The 12,574-nt window shown below is 70.6% G+C and carries 9 protein-coding genes; 4 read left to right on the forward strand and 5 right to left on the reverse strand.

All coding sequences use genetic code 11. From position 1 onward, the window contains the following. Positions 1 to 204 precede the first annotated feature (204 nt). Together ACZ7M2_RS24975 and ACZ7M2_RS24980 are read right to left on the reverse strand one after the other, a co-directional pair. The gene (locus ACZ7M2_RS24975; RefSeq protein WP_471597129.1) at positions 205 to 1,986 is read right to left on the reverse strand and encodes an ABC transporter ATP-binding protein; all 1,782 of its coding nucleotides are present in this window, start codon (positions 1,984 to 1,986) and stop codon (positions 205 to 207) included. Continuing rightward, the gene (locus ACZ7M2_RS24980; protein WP_471597130.1) at positions 1,983 to 3,836 is read right to left on the reverse strand and encodes an ABC transporter ATP-binding protein; all 1,854 of its coding nucleotides are present in this window, start codon (positions 3,834 to 3,836) and stop codon (positions 1,983 to 1,985) included. Before ACZ7M2_RS24980 ends, ACZ7M2_RS24975 begins: the two co-directional genes overlap by 4 nt. Positions 3,837 to 4,173: 337 nt before the next feature. Between ACZ7M2_RS24980 and ACZ7M2_RS24985 the strand changes: the two genes are divergently transcribed. Both ACZ7M2_RS24985 and ACZ7M2_RS24990 read left to right on the forward strand, forming a co-directional pair. Next, the gene (locus ACZ7M2_RS24985; protein WP_471597131.1) at positions 4,174 to 4,920 is read left to right on the forward strand and encodes a hypothetical protein; all 747 of its coding nucleotides are present in this window, start codon (positions 4,174 to 4,176) and stop codon (positions 4,918 to 4,920) included. An 86-nt stretch (positions 4,921 to 5,006) separates the two neighbouring features. Beyond that, a complete protein-coding gene (locus ACZ7M2_RS24990) occupies positions 5,007 to 6,716 on the forward strand; it encodes a peptide-N4-asparagine amidase (protein ID WP_471597132.1) in 1,710 nt (569 codons plus the stop codon). 219 nt (positions 6,717 to 6,935) lie between these two features. Here the strand turns inward: ACZ7M2_RS24990 and ACZ7M2_RS24995 are convergent, their stop codons facing one another. After that, positions 6,936 to 7,391, reverse strand: coding sequence for a MarR family winged helix-turn-helix transcriptional regulator (locus ACZ7M2_RS24995; protein WP_067372629.1), 456 nt, complete (start codon positions 7,389 to 7,391; stop codon positions 6,936 to 6,938). Between the two features lie 115 nt (positions 7,392 to 7,506). On the opposite strand from ACZ7M2_RS24995, the gene ACZ7M2_RS25000 reads away from it, so the two are divergent. Then, complete coding sequence (locus ACZ7M2_RS25000) at positions 7,507 to 9,306, forward strand: ABC transporter ATP-binding protein (RefSeq protein WP_471597133.1); 1,800 nt, start codon at positions 7,507 to 7,509, stop codon at positions 9,304 to 9,306. Positions 9,307 to 9,349: 43 nt separating this feature from the next. Next, positions 9,350 to 10,261 (forward strand): endolytic transglycosylase MltG, encoded by a 912-nt coding sequence (mltG, locus tag ACZ7M2_RS25005; protein ID WP_471597134.1) that lies wholly within the window; start codon positions 9,350 to 9,352, stop codon positions 10,259 to 10,261. A 55-nt stretch (positions 10,262 to 10,316) separates the two neighbouring features. On the opposite strand, the gene ACZ7M2_RS25010 is transcribed toward mltG, so the two are convergent. Beyond that, positions 10,317 to 11,414, reverse strand: a complete 1,098-nt coding sequence (locus ACZ7M2_RS25010) for an NAD(P)-binding domain-containing protein (RefSeq protein ID WP_471597135.1) — start codon at positions 11,412 to 11,414, stop codon at positions 10,317 to 10,319. A 114-nt stretch (positions 11,415 to 11,528) separates the two neighbouring features. Continuing rightward, on the reverse strand, positions 11,529 to 12,545 hold the full coding sequence (locus ACZ7M2_RS25015) for an ABC transporter substrate-binding protein (RefSeq protein ID WP_471597136.1): 1,017 nt from the start codon (positions 12,543 to 12,545) through the stop codon (positions 11,529 to 11,531). Positions 12,546 to 12,574: the final 29 nt, after the last annotated feature.

The following is a 12,574-nucleotide window of genomic DNA, read 5'->3' on the forward strand; positions in this document are numbered from 1 at the left end:
ACTCGACACAGGCTTCGCCCTTCGCGAACCGGGTGGTTCCCGGGCGTTCCCCGAGCCGGTGCCGATATCCAGCCTTCCACTCCGGTTCGGCACTGCGCAACGCCACAAGGTCCGAGGCGGTACGGGCCCGCCCGCGCAGGCAGGTCCAGGGCGCCGGTGCGACCGCTGTCGCACACGAGCCCGGACCGCACCGGCAGGGCACCCTCACCCGTGCCAGGACCTCCACAGCGCCGCGTAGGCGCCGTCCGCCGCGACCAGCGCGTCGTGACTGCCCAGCTCACAGATCCGGCCGTTCTCCACGACGGCGATGACGTCCGCGTCGTGGGCGGTGTGCAGCCGGTGGGCGATGGCGACCACGGTGCGTCCGTCGAGGACGCGGGCCAGCGAGCGTTCCAGGTGACGGGCCGCGCGCGGGTCGAGCAGCGAGGTCGCTTCGTCCAGGACCAAGGTGTGCGGATCGGCGAGGACCAGCCGGGCCAGCGCGATCTGCTGAGCCTGGGCAGGGGTGAGCGCGATCCCGCCCGAGCCGACCTCGGTGTCCAGACCGTCGTCCAGCGCCCGCGCCCAGCCCTCCGCGTCGACCGCCCCGAGCGCCGCCCACAGCTCGGCGTCGACCGCTCCCGTCCTGGCGAGCAGCAGGTTGTCGCGCAGGGAGCCCACGAAGACGTGGTGCTCCTGGTTGACCAGGGCCACGTGGGAGCGGACCGCCTCGGCGGGCATCCGGGACAGTTCGGCCCCGCCGAGCGTGACGCGGCCGTCCCGGGGCGCGTAGATCCCGGCGAGCAGCCGGCCAAGGGTGGACTTGCCCGCACCGGAGGGTCCGACCAGCGCGAGCCGGGTACCCGGGGCGACCTCCAGAGAGACCTCGCGCAGCACGTCCACCCCGGCCCGGTAGCCGAAGCGCACCTCGTCCGCGCGCACGTCCCGCCCGTCCGGGATCATCTCCGCGTCGCCCGCGTCCGGCTCGATGTCCCGGACACCGACCAGCCGTCCCAGCGACACCTGGGCGACCTGCAGCTCGTCGTACCAGCGCAGGATCAGGCCCACCGGATCGACGAGCATCTGCGCGATGAGCGCGCCCGTCGTCAGCTGCCCCACACCGATCCAGCCCTGAAGGACGAAGACCCCGCCGATCATCAGGACCGAGCAGAGGATCATCACGTGGGTGACACCGATGACCGGGAAGAGCACCGTGCGCAGCCAGAGCGTGTAGCGTTCCCAGGCCGTCCACTCCTTGATCCGGCGCTCCGACAGGTCGATGCGGCGCTCGCCCAGGCGGTGCGCCTCGACGGTGTGGCCCGCGTCCACGGTCTCGGCGAGAGCGGCGGCGACGGCGGCGTAACCGGCGGCCTCGGAGCGGTAGGCGGACGGTGCGCGCTTGAAGTACCAGCGGCAGCCGATCAGCAGGATGGGCACGGCGACCAGTACGGCGGGGGCGAGCGGCGGGGCGGTCACGGCGAGCCCGCCGAGCAGCAGAGCCACCCACACCACGCCGATGGCGAGTTGCGGTACGGCTTCGCGCATCGCGTTGGCGAGCCGGTCGATGTCCGTGGTGATGCGGGACAGCAGGTCGCCCGTACCGGCCCGCTCGAGGACACCGGGCGGCAGCCCGACCGACCGTACGAGGAAGTCCTCGCGCAGATCGGCCAGCATCCGCTCACCGAGCACGGCCCCGCGCAGCCGCACCTCGCGTACGAACACGGCCTGCACGACGAGTGCGACGGCGAACAGCGCGGCGGTGCGCTCCAGATGGAGCTCTCGCGCGTGGTCCGATACCCGCTCGACGATCGAGCCCAACAGGTAGGGGCCGGCCATCGAGGCCACCACGGCCACCGTATTGGCGGCGATGAGCAGCAGGAAGGCCCGACGGTGCCGCCGGAAGAGTTCGGTCACGTAGGCGCGTACGGTCGCAGGGGCGCCGACGGGCAGGGTGTGCGCCGTCGTCGGGGCCGCCGGGTCGTAGGCCGGTGGGGCCAGGCCGATCATGCGGTCTCCTCGATTTCTTCCAGTGCCTTCAGTACGCCGCCCAGGTCGGCCGCGTCTTCTTTCCGAACGTGGCTTCGCGCGGGTCCGTCCTCTTCCCGCGCACCGCTTCGCGCGGCCTCGTCATCGGTCTCCCGGGTCACCACGGCCCGGTACCGCGGCTCACCGCGTACCAGCTCGCGGTGGACGCCGACCGCCGCGACCTCGCCGTCGTGCACCAGAACGACCCGGTCCGCGTGGTCCAGGAGCAGCGGCGAGGAGGTGAGGATGACTGTGGTGCGTCCGGTGCGCAGGGCGCGCACCCCGTCGGCGATCCGGGCCTCGGTGTGCGAGTCGACCGCGGAGGTCGGCTCGTCGAGGACCAGCACTTCGGGGTCCGTGATCAGTGACCGGGCCAGGGCCAGGCGCTGGCGCTGGCCGCCGGAGAGGGAGCGTCCACGTTCGGTGATGCGGGACTCCATGGGGTCCCCGGCGTCCAACGACCCCTGGGTGAGTGCGTCCAGGACGTCGCCGCACTGCGCGGCGGTCAGTGCGGCCTCGGCGCTGACAAGACCCGAGGAAGGCACGTCGAGCAGCTCGCGCAGCGAGCCGGACAGCAGCACCGGGTCCTTGTCCTGGACGAGGACGGCCGTACGGGCGGAGTCGAGCGGCAAGTCGTCGAGGGGTACGCCTCCGAGGAGCACTGAGGTGCCCCCCTCCGTGGGGTGGCCACCCAGCCGCGCGGCGAGCACACCCGCCGCGTCCGGGTCACCGCACACCACGGCGGTGAGCCGCCCGGCGGGCGCGAGCAGCCCGGTCGCGGGGTCGTACAGATCACCGGCCGGCACCTCGGCCGAGCGCGATCCGCCGCTGTCCATGGCCCGTTCCAGGGACAGCACCCGGGCGGCGCGCTTGGCGGACGGGCGGGAGAAGGAGTAGGCCATCGCGATCTCCTCGAAGTGCCGCAATGGGTACGTGAGCAGCATGACCGCGCTGTACACGGTGACGAGTTCGCCGACCGTGATCCGGCCGTCGCGGGCCAGGTGAACGCCACGCCAGATGACAGCGATCATCAGCAGGCCGGGCAACAGCACCTGGATGGCCGAGATCAGCGACCACATACGGGCGCTGCGCACGGCCGCGCGGCGGACCTCCTGGGAGGCGCGGCGGTAGCGGTCGAGGAACAGTTCCTCGCCGCCGATGCCACGCAGCACGCGCAGGCCCGCGACCGTGTCCGAGGCCAGCTCGGTGGCGCGGCCGGCCTTCTCGCGCTGGAAGTCCGCGCGCCGGGTGGCACGGGGCAGCAACGGCAGTACGGCGAGCGCCAGGACGGGCACACCCACCGCGACAAGTATGCCGAGCGCGGGCTGGTAGACGACCAGGCCGGCACAGACCAGCACGACGGTCAGGGCGGCTGCCGCGAACCGCGACAGGGCCTCCACGAACCAGCCGATCTTCTCGACGTCGCCGGTCGAGACCGCGACGACCTCGCCGGCCGCGACACGTCGCGTCAGGGCGGAGCCCAACTGGGCGGTCTTGTGGGCCAGCAGTTGCTGGACGCGCGCGGCGGCGGTGATCCAGTTGGTGACCGCGGCGCGGTGCAGCATGGTGTCGCCCAGCGCGATGCAGGCGCCGCACAGCGCCAGCAGCCCACCGGTCAGGGCGAGTCGGGTGCCGGAGCGGTCGACGACTGCCTGGACGGCGAGGCCGACGCAGAACGGCAGCCCGGAGACGGCCACGAAGTGCAGCAGTCCCCAGGCAAGGGCCTTGAACTGCCCGCCGAGTTGATTCCGGCCGAGCCACCACAGGAATCGGGGACCCGAGCGCGCGTCCGGCACACCCGGGTCGGGATAGGGAAGGTCTTGAATCTGCATGACGTCCCAGTGGCTCGTGTAAGGGGTGGGGTCAGGGGATGGGGCCGGGGCGATGCCGAGGCGTTCCGGCGACCGGCCGACCGTGGGGGGTCGGCAGCAAACCGTGAAAGGTTCGCGTCACGGTGCGACCGGAGGCAAACGGTTTTTCATCCCAGGACAGGATTCAGGACAGAGAATCGGGACACGCGTTCGGGAGACAGGAGTTGGGTCAGGGGCTCCGAGACAAGGCTGGGACCGCTTCCGGCCCATCGAAAGGGTGCCCGGAAAGGCGACACCTGACCGAGAGGTCGGGGGGGTAGGGGTTATTCGTCCGATACGTGATGCGACGATGGGCCGCATGCGAAAAGACGGTGCGAGGCGTACGGGGTTCACCGCTGTGGCGTGCGGTGTCCTCGCTGTGTTCCTGTCGGCCTGTGGTGGTTCGGAAGGGGGGAACGGTGCGGTGAAGGGCCACGGCGGAGCCGGTGCCAAGGGCGAACACGCACCCGCGCGCACCGTCGATCTGACCCGGATACCCGAGGTGGGCAACCGTCTGCAGGCCCGGATCCCGTCCAACGCCCACCAGGTGGTGGCGGTCTACGGCGAGGGCAGGGACTCCGCCGACGCCACGGTCGTGCTGTACGCGAAGTCCGGATCCACCTGGGAGGAGCGGCGTTCCTGGCACGCGCACAACGGGACGAAGGGCTGGACCACCGACCATCACGAGGGCGACAAGCGCAGCCCCGTCGGGGTGTTCTCGCTCACCGACGCGGGCGGAGTGCTCGATGATCCGGGCGCCCTGCTCCCGTACGACCACTCGGCGGCCTATCAGGCTCCCCGCGACTGGGCCAGGTCGCACTGGCACGACTTCGACTACGTCGTCGCCATCAACTACAACCGTCGCGTGGGAACCCCGCCGGACGACCCGGACCGTCCCCTGGGTCAGTCGAAGGGCGGCAGCATCTGGCTGCACATGGACCATGGCAGCGGTACGTCCGCATGTGTCAGCGTGCCCAAGCCGGCCATGGAATACCTCCTGCGGACGCTCGACCCGCATCAGCACCCCGTCATCGTGATGGGGGACAAGGCCGATCTGAAGGTGTAGCGGCCGCGGCCGACCGGGCCGTCCCGCGTGGCGCGGTGACCGAGTGCCCATTGCGGGCGGGCCGACTCCCCCGTAGAACACCGCACATGAGAAGACGGATCGTCATGTCCATGCTCGCCGGAGTGATCCTCTCGGCGAGTACCTTCCTGGGAGCGGGCCCGGCCTCGGCGGCAGTGCCGGCGGACGCGGCCCGGCCCGCCGCCACCCCCGCCCGGTCGGCGGACCGGGTCGCCGCCACGCCCCGCGAGGCGCCCTCCGATGCGCCCGCCGGGACTGCCGCTGATACGCCCGCCGAGTTCGGCACCGACTGGCACGACCCGCTGACCGCCGCCCCGCCGGTGGCGAAACCGGCCACCACGTCCTGTGCGGTGACGGTCGTCGAGGCGCAGTTCCGTGACTTCACGCCGTATCGGGGCACGTACACACCGCCGAGCGGCTGCGGCGACCGCTGGAGCAAGGTCGTCCTGCGACTCGACGGCAACGTCAAGGGGCGCCAGTTCGACCGGCTCGGCTATCTGCACATCGGCGGCGTGGAGATCTTCCGTACCTCCACCCCGGAGCCTTCGCCCGACGGCATCGAGTGGTCCGTCGAGAAGGACGTGACCAGGTACAGCGACACGTTCCGGCGCGGCGGCGACGTCGAGATGCTCATCGGGAACGTCGTCGACGACACGTACACCGGAGTCCTCGACGTGAAGGTGACCCTGACCTTCTACGCGCAGGGCGGCGCGGTGAAGTCCGCCGCGACCCCCGACCGTGTCCTCACCCTCCAGGACGGCACCCTCACCACCCCGCGCAACAGCGAGCGCATCGTCGCCGAGGTGTACGCGACCGGCTCCGGTGGCGGCTGCGAGGAGTACTGGTACCTGACGGTGCCCGACCCCGCCCCGTACTCCTGCAAGGCGGACAAGGGCCCCTATCGCGAGGTGCAGATCAAGGTGGACGGCCAACTCGCGGGCATCGCAGAGCCGTTCCCGACCGTGTGGACCGGCGGCTGGTCCAACCCCTTCCTCTGGTACGTGATCCCGGGCCCGCGCGCCTTCGACATCAAGCCGATCGAATACGACCTCACGCCTTACGCCGGTCTCCTCAACGACGGTCGCCCGCACCGGATCGACGTCTCCGTCGTGGGCGTCCCCGCGGGCCAGACCGGTTGGAGCACCCCGGTCGACGTCCTCGTCTGGCAGGACGCGAAGCGCGCGCACGTGAGCGGCGCGCTCACCGAGGTCAGGGCGGGCGATCTCACCAACTCCTCGACGTACACACCTGGTTCGCAAGAGCGGCTCGACACCGTGGGCGGACACCGGCTGACGACCGCCGGATACGTCGACACCTCGCACGGCCGGGTGTGGACCACCGTGCGCCGCACGCTCGCCAACACCTCCGCGCACCACTGGACCGACGGCGAGAACACGGACGCGCTCAAGGCCACCTGGACCGACGACGAGACGGTCACCGTCGACGGGCGCGGACCGGTCGGCGTGAGGCGCACCCACCGCACGTACACCATGGACGGCACCACGACGCTCGCCGCGGACGACCGGTTGCGGACCGTGCTGACGCTCGGCGACCGGGCCGCGGTCGACGAGACGCGCGGCGGCCGGCGCATCACGTGGTCCCGGCTCGACGACACGTACGCGGGAGACGCGACGTATACCGCGAACGTGCCCCGCGACCAACGGCATGCGGTCGGTACGACAAGCGAGCGCTACCGGCTGTACGGCTCGGACGGCTGCTACGACCGCGTTCTGGTCACCGTGCAGGGAGTGCTGGCGCGGGACCGCGGCGACTGCTGAGCCTGCTGGGGCCCCGGGCGCGGAACGGCACGTCTGTTCCGGGATTTAGATGGATGTGACACAGAGGTGTCCGGCGGCACCGGCCGGTTGACCGACCCGGGACGGGTCGCCGCCCCGGCGCCTCCGGAGGGGGCCGCGCGCACGCACTCCAGTCGTATGGAGTGGGGCCGCGGCCCGTTGCGTTGTCCGCCGCGTGGCGAGGCCGCCCGCGGCAACCCCTCAGCAGCGGTGCTCAAGCCTGGGCATGCCGTCCACCAGCGTGTCCAGCAGCCCCCCGAGCACCTCGCGCTGCTCGTCCGTCAACGGCGCCAGGATCTCCTCCGCGGCCGACCGGCGAGCGCCGCGCAGCTCGCGCAGTGCCTCGCGCCCCTCGTCCGTGACCTCGATCCGGATCACCCTCCGATTGGTGGGATCGGGGACCCGACGCACCTTCCCACTCGCCTCCAGGCCGTCGACCAGCGTGGTCACGGCCCGGGGCACCACCTCCAGGCGCTCGGCGAGATCCGCCATGCGCGGCGGTGAGCTGTAGTGCGCGAGCGTGCGCAGCAGCCGGGACTGGGCCGGGGTGATGCCCAGTTCGCGCTGCTCCAGGTGCCGCTTCTGGATGCGGTGCACACGTCGGGTCAGCCGCAGCAACTGCTCGGCGAGCAGGCCGTCGGCATCGGGGGTGGTCATACGGGAACAATAACAGGATGCAGTTCATTGTGAGTATAGGTAACAATGAGCTAAGCTCCGCCAGTCATTGTTTCCCTGCCCTGTGCAACCGTCGTCTCACCTCCCGTAGGAGCCCATGCGTCCCGACCAATCCACCTGGACCCCGTCACCCGCCGAGGGCGAACAGCCACGGCAGGTGCGCCGCATCCTGAAGCTGTTCCGGCCCTACCGCGGCCGCCTCGCGATCGTCGGCCTGTTGGTCGGTGCGTCGTCCCTCGTCACCGTCGCGACCCCGTTCCTGCTGAAGGAGACCCTGGACGTCGCGATCCCCCAGGGCCGCACGGGTCTGCTGAGCCTGCTCGCGCTCGGCATGATCCTCAGCGCGGTCGTCACCAGCATCTTCGGTGTCCTGCAGACCCTGATCTCCACGACCGTCGGCCAGCGCGTCATGCACGACCTGCGCACCGCCGTCTACGGCCGGCTGCAGCGCATGTCGCTCGCCTTCTTCACCCGGACCCGCACCGGCGAGGTCCAGTCCCGCATCGCCAACGACATCGGCGGCATGCAGGCGACCGTGACCTCCACCGCCACCTCGCTGGTCTCCAACCTCACCAGTGTGGTCGCCACGATCGTCGCGATGGTCGCCCTGGACTGGCGGCTCACCGTGGTCTCGCTGCTCCTGCTGCCGGTCTTCGTGTGGATCAGCCGGCGCGTCGGCAACGAACGCAAGAAAATAGCGACCCAGCGCCAGAAGCAGATGGCCGCGATGGCCGCCACCGTCACCGAGTCGCTCTCCGTCAGCGGCATCCTGCTCGGCCGCACCATGGGCCGCGGCGACTCGCTCACCAAGGCGTTCGAGGCCGAGTCCGACAGCCTGGTCGACCTCGAGGTCAAGTCGAACATGGCGGGCCGCTGGCGCATGTCCGTCATCGGCATCGTCATGGCCGCCATGCCGGCCGTCATCTACTGGGCCGCGGGCATGGCCCTCCAGTTCGGCGGCCCGTCCGTGTCGATCGGCACGCTCGTCGCCTTTGTCTCGCTCCAGCAGGGTCTGTTCCGGCCGACGGTCGGTCTGCTGTCCACCGGCGTCCAGATCCAGACCTCGCTCGCACTCTTCCAGCGCATCTTCGAGTACCTCGACCTGCCCATCGACATCACCGAGCCGGAGCGCCCGATCCACCTCGACCAGGTCAAGGGTGAGATCCGTTTCGAGGGCGTCGAATTCCGCTACGACGACAAGAGCGGCCCGATCCTCGAGGGCATCGACATCACCGTGCCCGCGGGCGGCAGTCTCGCCGTCGTCGGCCCGACCGGCTCCGGCAAGTCCACGCTCAGCTATCTCGTGCCACGGCTGTACGACGTCACGGGCGGTCGCGTCACGCTGGACGGCGTCGACGTACGGGACCTCGACTTCGACACGCTCGCCCGCGGGATCGGCGTCGTCTCCCAGGAGACGTACCTCTTCCATGCCTCGGTCGCGGACAACCTGCGCTTCGCCAGGCCCGACGCCACCGACGAGGAGTTGCAGGCGGCGGCGAGGGCGGCCCAGATCCACGACCACATCGCGTCACTGCCCGACGGGTACGACACGGTCGTGGGTGAACGCGGCCACCGGTTCTCCGGCGGCGAGAAGCAGCGCCTCGCCATCGCCCGCACGATCCTGCGGGACCCGCCGGTCCTCATCCTCGACGAGGCGACCAGCGCCCTGGACACCCGCACGGAGTACGCCGTGCAGGAGGCCATCGACGCCCTGTCGGCCAACCGGACCACGCTGACCATCGCGCACCGGCTCTCCACCATCCGTGGCGCCGACCAGATCGTCGTCCTGGACTCCGGCCGTGCGGTCGAACGCGGCACGCACGAGGAGTTGTTGGAGCGGGAGGGGCGCTATGCGGCGCTGGTCCACCGGGACGCCGAACTGGAGCCGACAAGATGACGATATGCCGGGTTTGTAGGCTTTAGCGGGTTACCGTGCCCGCATGCAGATGAACACTCCGCCACGGAGCACGATTCGACTGACGCGCAGGGGCCGGGTCGCCCTCATCGCGACCGGAGCCGTCGTGGCGGCCACCGCCGTGACGGTGCCGCTGCTCACCCTGACCACGGAGGACGAGGGGGCGCGGCGGCCGACGTCCCTCGTCATCCCGGAGGGCTGGCGCACCGGCCAGGTCTACGAGGCTGTCGACAAGGCCCTCGCGCTGCCCCTGGGATCCACCAAGAGGTCCCTGGCCAAGGCCAACCTCAAGTTGCCCAACGACGCGGAGGGCAACCCCGAGGGCTACCTCTACCCGGCGACGTATCCCCTCGACAAGACGGTGACCCCCGAGTCCCTGCTGGCGCTCATGGTGAACACCGCGAACAAGAAGTTCAGCGGGGGCCCCCTCACCGCGGGTGCCCAGCGCAACGCGATGAACGTCTATCAGGCGATCACCATCGCGAGCATCATCCAGGCCGAGACCTCCACCAAGGCCGACATGGGCAAGGTGGCCCGGGTCATCTTCAACCGCCTGGAGCGGGGCATGCCGCTGCAGATGGACGCGACCCTCAACTACGCGCTGAACCGCTTCACGCCGACCACGACCACGAACGACACGAAGCTCGAGAGCCCCTACAACTCGTACCAGCGCATGGGGCTGCCGCCCACACCGATCTCCAACCCCGGCCAGGCCGCGATGCGTGCCGCGATCAACCCCACCCCGGGCAACTGGCTGTACTTCGTCACGGTCAAGCCGGGCGACACCCGGTTCACGGCCAGCTACGAGGAGCAGCAGAGGAACGTCGCCGAATTCAACCGGCTCCGCAGGAGTGCCTCACCCTCGACCTCGCACTCACCCTCGAACTCGATTTCGACCCCGGTTCCGGGCTCGCCGTCCGCCTCCGCCCCGAGCTGAGGCCCGCTGCCCGTGGCGACACCGCCCACCAGGTCTCCGAACCGGCCACGGGGCATCAGGCGCCGACGGTCACTCCCGCCAGCAACCGCCTGATGTCCCGTACCGCCGCGCGCCCGGCCCGGTTGGCGCCGATCGTGCTGGCGGAAGGCCCGTACCCGACCAGATGGATCCGGGGATCGGCGAGCGCGCGCGTCCCCTCGACGCGGATGCCGCCACCCGGCTCACGCAGCCGCAGCGGCGTCAGATGATCGAGGGCGGCGCGAAAACCGGTCGCCCACAGGATGACGTCCGCGTCGACGTGACGCCCGTCCGCCCACTCGACACCGTCCGGGGCGATCCGGTCGAACATCGGCTGCCGGTCCAGCACGCCGTCGGCCAGCGCCTGCCGGATCGCGTCGTTCAGCGGCAGCCCCGTCACCGACACGACACTCTTGGGCGGCAGTCCCTGCCGTACCCGTTCCTCCACGAGCGCGACGGCCGCGCGCCCCACGTCCTCGGTGAAGGGTCCCTCACGGAAGACGGGCGGCCGCCGTGTCACCCAGGTGGTCGCGGCCGCGTACGGGGCTATCTCCATCAGATGCTGAGTGCCGGACGCGCCGCCGCCCACCACGACCACCCGCTGCCCGGCGAACTCCTCGGGCCCCGGGTACTGCGCCGTGTGCAACTGCCGCCCCCGGAAGGTCTCCTGGCCCGGATAGCGCGGCCAGAACGGCCGGTCCCAGGTGCCCGTGGCATTGATCAGCGCCCGCGTCGACCACATACCGTCGGAGGACTCGACCAGCAGCCGCCCGCCGGCACCCTCCCGCACGGCCCGCACGTCCACCGGCCGCCTCACCCGCAGGTCGAAGGTGCGCTCGTAGGTGTCGAAGTACTCCGCGATCACCTCGGAGGACGGCCGCGCCGGGTCGGCGCCCTCCAGCTCCATACCGGGCAGGGAGTGCATCCCGTGCACCTTGCCGTACGTCAGTGACGGCCACCGGAACTGCCAGGCGCCGCCCGGACGCGGTGCGTGATCCAGCACCACGAAGTCCCGTTCCGGCTCGAAACCGCTCCGCCGCAGGTGATAGGCGCTGGACAGTCCTGCCTGCCCAGCGCCTATGACGACGACATCGACCTCGCGGACTTCACGCGCCTGCGCCCCGGTGTTGTTCACGCTTCCACCAACTCGACCGGGGCGCGGGATCTTCCCGAACGGCGACGTCTGTGAGCCACTCGACGCGCGATCTGCCGGCCGTGAACCTGGAGGGACGGTCCTCAGGAGTCCTTGTCAGACGCGGGGCGTGGTGGTGGAGGGGGGCAGGCCGCCGTTGAAACGCGTGTCCACGAAGGCGGCGAAGTCGACCTTGCCCGGGATCAGCTTCAGCTCGGTGAAGGTGTCCGCGATCCGCTGTTCCGACGCGATGAGCGGCTTGTCGACGGCGACCGCGATCCGGCTGGCGTTGGTGCGCTTCACCGAGGCGAGCGCCACCTCGTACGGCAGGCCGGTGTCCTTCGCCCACACCTTGGCCCAGGCGTCCGGATGCCGGTACACCCAGTCCTGGGCGCGCCGCAGCCGCTCCAGATAGTCCTTGACGGCCGCTGCCTTCTTGGTGTCCTTCAGTGCACTCGGCGCCGCCACCTGGAAACTCAGCCCGTTGACGACGCCGTCCCCGTCGGCCAGGATCCGGCCCTGCTTGGTACTGAGGACCTGTGAGGTGTACGGGTCCCACACCGCCCACGCGTCCACCTTGCCGCCGGTGAACGCGGCGAGCGCGTCGGCGGGCTGCAGATACTTGACCTTCACATCGCTCAGCTTCAGACCGGCCTCCTTGAGCGAGGCGATCAGCTGGAAGTGCGCGGAGGAACCCTGCGCCACGGCGATGGACCTGCCCCTGAGCTCCTCGGGCGTCCGCAGTGACGAGTTCTTCGGTACGAGGATGGCCTCGCCCTTGGACGTGCCGTGCCAGGCGGCCACCACCGAGACCTTCGAGCCCGCGCCGGCCGCGAAGACGGGCGGGGTGTTGCCGACGCCGCCGATGTCGACGGCCTTGGCGTTGACGGCCTCCAGGAGGGGCGGCCCGGAGGTGAACGTCGACCACTTGATCTTGTAGTCGAGGTTCTTGAGTTCTCCGGCCGCCCGCAGCACCGCCTCGGAACCGCCCTTCTGGTCACCGACGTTGAGCGTGAGGGAACCCTCGCCATCGGTTCCGGCACCAGCGGTGTCGGCGGCCGAGTTCCCGCCGCAGGCGGTCAGGAGCAGGGTCAGAGGCAGGAGCAGAGCGGCGGGGACGAGGTGTCGGCGCATGACGATTCCGTTCGATTGGTTCAGGTGAG

It is taken from the genome of Streptomyces sp. NPDC111507, assembly GCF_055638955.1.

What these genes read in the sequence shown, in the direction of transcription:
- ACZ7M2_RS24985 (WP_471597131.1), top strand. Translation starts at nt 4,174, where the DNA reads ATGCGAAAAGACGGTGCGAGGCGTACGGGGTTCACCGCTGTGGCGTGC.
- ACZ7M2_RS25000 (WP_471597133.1), top strand. Translation starts at nt 7,507, where the DNA reads ATGCGTCCCGACCAATCCACCTGGACCCCGTCACCCGCCGAGGGCGAA.
- mltG (WP_471597134.1), top strand. Translation starts at nt 9,350, where the DNA reads ATGCAGATGAACACTCCGCCACGGAGCACGATTCGACTGACGCGCAGG.
- ACZ7M2_RS24995 (WP_067372629.1), bottom strand. Translation starts at nt 7,391, where the DNA reads ATGACCACCCCCGATGCCGACGGCCTGCTCGCCGAGCAGTTGCTGCGG.
- ACZ7M2_RS24990 (WP_471597132.1), top strand. Translation starts at nt 5,007, where the DNA reads ATGAGAAGACGGATCGTCATGTCCATGCTCGCCGGAGTGATCCTCTCG.
- ACZ7M2_RS24980 (WP_471597130.1), bottom strand. Translation starts at nt 3,836, where the DNA reads ATGCAGATTCAAGACCTTCCCTATCCCGACCCGGGTGTGCCGGACGCG.
- ACZ7M2_RS24975 (WP_471597129.1), bottom strand. Translation starts at nt 1,986, where the DNA reads ATGATCGGCCTGGCCCCACCGGCCTACGACCCGGCGGCCCCGACGACG.
- ACZ7M2_RS25015 (WP_471597136.1), bottom strand. Translation starts at nt 12,545, where the DNA reads ATGCGCCGACACCTCGTCCCCGCCGCTCTGCTCCTGCCTCTGACCCTG.